3 protein-coding genes are annotated in these 2,307 nt (G+C 62.4%); 2 read left to right on the plus strand and 1 reads right to left on the minus strand.

Features of this window, described 5'->3' with window-relative positions; all coding sequences use genetic code 11:
• Positions 1 to 65: 65 nt before the first annotated feature.
• A complete protein-coding gene (locus tag ACW9I6_RS32085) occupies positions 66 to 965 on the minus strand; it encodes a DMT family transporter (RefSeq protein ID WP_003209142.1) in 900 nt (299 codons plus the stop codon).
• Positions 966 to 1,289: 324 nt separating this feature from the next.
• Between ACW9I6_RS32085 and ACW9I6_RS32090 the strand changes: the two genes are divergently transcribed.
• Positions 1,290 to 1,871 (plus strand): DJ-1/PfpI family protein, encoded by a 582-nt coding sequence (locus ACW9I6_RS32090; protein WP_008430897.1) that lies wholly within the window; start codon positions 1,290 to 1,292, stop codon positions 1,869 to 1,871.
• 16 nt (positions 1,872 to 1,887) lie between these two features.
• The gene (locus ACW9I6_RS32095; protein WP_003209138.1) at positions 1,888 to 2,205 is read left to right on the plus strand and encodes a ribbon-helix-helix domain-containing protein; all 318 of its coding nucleotides are present in this window, start codon (positions 1,888 to 1,890) and stop codon (positions 2,203 to 2,205) included.
• Positions 2,206 to 2,307 lie beyond the last annotated feature (102 nt).

Consider the following 2,307-nt stretch of genomic DNA (forward strand, 5'->3'; position numbering starts at 1 on the left):
GCGGTGTGTCAGTCACCTGATGTATCAACTGACCCACCGCATTCGCGAGCAAGCCCGCTCCCACATTAGATCGCGCTAGCCTTGGGAGCTGGCGCAGGCTTCACGCTGGTCTTGCGCCCCAACATCACCGTCACAATCACCCCGCAGGCAAACAGCCAGGTAATCGGCTCGATGTGTTCACCAAAAAACAGCGCCGAAAACGCGATGGTGAAAAAGATCTGCAACAGCTGAATCTGGCTGACCCGGGCGATGCCACCCATGGCGAGCCCGGCGTACCACGCAAAGAACCCCAGGAACTGCGAAAACAACGAGACATAACCAAACGCCCACCAAGTGCGCATGGAAATCGGCCCTTCGTGTTGCAGCGCCAGGTAGGCCACCGGCCCGATCAATACCGGCGTCGACAGCACCAGCGCCCAGCAGATTACCTGCCAGCCGCCCATCTCCTTGGCCAACCGGCCGCCTTCGGCATAACCCAGGCCACCCACGGCAATCGCCCCGAGCATCAACAGGTCGCCCGCCTGGATGCTGCCGGCTCCGGTGATCAACGCATAACTCAGCACCAGCGCACTGCCCAGCGCCGCGCAGGCCCAGAAGGCCTTCGACGGACGTTCATGGGACAGCCACGCCGCATACAGCGCCACGCACAGCGGCTGCAACCCGTTGACCAGCGCGCCATGGGACGCGGGCAAGGTTTGCATGGCCCAGGCCGACAACACAGGGAAACCCAGGATCACCCCGGCAATCACCAGCGTCAGCCCGCGCACCTGGCGCCAGGTGGGCCAGCGCTCACGGCGCCACAGCAACAACGCCGCCGCCGGCACCGCCGCGAACAACGCCCGGCCCAGGCCATTGAGCAACGGGTGGATTTCCTGCACCACGATACGGGTGAAGGGCAGGGTGAGGCTGAAGATGACGACGCCCAGCAGGCCGAGGGCCATGCCGGTATTTTCGCGGGAGCTCATGGAAGGAACCAGAATCGAATGGGCCGGAAGTGGACGTTCATCTAGCCACAAAGCCCCGCAAACACGGGCTTACAGCTAGGTGCAGATTGAGCCGTACAGTTTTGAACGGGCGACTCGGTTCATGTGGGAGCTGTCGAGCCTTGGCGAGGCTGCGATGGGATCAACGCAGTTTACCTGTCAGACCGAGGTGTCTGCATCGCGGGCAAGCCCGGCTCCCACACAAGCCGGGGTGCTGATGTAGTAGCGGGCCATTACCCGGATCAAGCCTGCGGGTCTATCTTGGCTACTCCTGTCTGCCCAACCGTTCAACCGGAGGAATGTCCCATGGCCGCGAAAAAAATCCTGATGCTGGTCGGCGATTACGTCGAAGACTATGAAGTGATGGTGCCGTTCCAGGCGCTGCTGATGGTGGGGCATACCGTGCACGCGGTGTGCCCTGACAAGGCTGCCGGCCAGACCGTGCGCACGGCGATCCACGACTTCGAAGGCGACCAGACCTACAGCGAAAAGCCCGGGCACCTGTTCGCCCTGAATGCGGATTTTGCCAAGGTGAACGCCGCCGACTACGACGCGCTGCTGGTGCCGGGTGGCCGTGCCCCTGAGTACCTGCGGCTGAACGAAAAGGTCCTGCAACTGGTCAAGGATTTCGATCAGGCTGGCAAACCCATCGCTGCCGTGTGCCATGGCGCTCAACTGCTGGCGGCTGCCGGGATCCTGGAAGGCCGCGAGTGCAGCGCCTACCCGGCGTGCGGGCCGGAGGTACGACTGGCGGGCGGTACGTTCATCGATATCCCGGTGACCGACAGCCACGTTCAAGGCAATCTGGTGACGGCCCCGGCGTGGCCGGCGCACCCAAGCTGGCTCGCGGGTTTCCTCGGACTGCTGGGCACCAAAATCACCCTGTAAAGCGGAGGTCATCGCCATGTGCGAGCTGTACGTCAAGGCCGACCCGATTCTGTACGAATCCCGCTCGCGCTCCCTGCGCATCTGCGGCGTGGTGACCACCGTGCGCCTGGAAAACCAGTTCTGGGACATCCTCAGCGAAATCGCCGAGGTGGATGGGATGACCACCAATCAACTGATCGCCAAGCTGTATGAAGAAGTGATGGATTACCGCGGCGAAGTGGTGAATTTTGCTTCGTTCTTGCGGGTGAGTTGCACGCGGTATTTGAGCAAGCAGCGGGTTCACGCCCCAGAGCTCAGCCTTGTGAATACAAGAAATGGCGCGCAGAAGATCTGAATGTGGGAGCGGGCTTGCTCGCGAAGGCGGTGTGTCAGGTAACTCCCTTCCCCACCGATCCCACACCTTCTCCCACCAGCCCCCCCCCCCCCTCCCTCGTCA

The sequence above is a fragment of the Pseudomonas sp. SDO5522_S412 genome (genome assembly GCF_054071215.1).

Bases quoted from the DNA above. Each gene is read 5' to 3' on its own strand.
- ACW9I6_RS32090 (WP_008430897.1), top strand. From the start codon at position 1,290: ATGGCCGCGAAAAAAATCCTGATGCTGGTCGGCGATTACGTCGAAGAC.
- ACW9I6_RS32095 (WP_003209138.1), top strand. From the start codon at position 1,888: ATGTGCGAGCTGTACGTCAAGGCCGACCCGATTCTGTACGAATCCCGC.
- ACW9I6_RS32085 (WP_003209142.1), bottom strand. From the start codon at position 965: ATGAGCTCCCGCGAAAATACCGGCATGGCCCTCGGCCTGCTGGGCGTC.